Origin of the sequence: Mesorhizobium sp. M4B.F.Ca.ET.214.01.1.1, from assembly GCF_004791545.1 — a bacterium.
Lineage (GTDB): Bacteria > Pseudomonadota > Alphaproteobacteria > Rhizobiales > Rhizobiaceae > Mesorhizobium > Mesorhizobium abyssinicae.
Window position 1 is genome coordinate 1 of the sequence record NZ_SRUX01000245.1, and the last position, 298, is coordinate 298.

Genomic DNA, 298 nt, shown 5'->3' on the forward strand with positions numbered 1-298 from the left:
GCCGGAGCCGCCGACGACCGCGAGGCCGACAAGCGACAGCCAGCCCGGGTATTCCTGGAAGAACAGCGCGCCGAGGATCACCGCCCAGACGATCTGCGAATAATGCGTCGGCGCGATCCGGTTGGCGGGGGCGTATTTGGCGGCCAGCAATTGCAGCAGCTGCCCGCCGGCGGTGAAGAGGCCCGCTATCATCAGCCAGACCAGTTGCCCGATATTGGGGAGCGAGAACGACGTAGCGGCCGCGCCGACGCCGTTGAAAACAAGCCCGTAGCCGACCAACGCGCCGAGGATCGTCGTG

1 protein-coding gene is annotated in these 298 nt (G+C 66.8%); it reads right to left on the reverse strand.

All coding sequences use genetic code 11. The annotated features are described in order from the left end of the window. Positions 1-298 (reverse strand): DMT family transporter (locus EN857_RS34080; protein WP_135897734.1); only part of this gene is annotated, 298 nt, incomplete at both ends.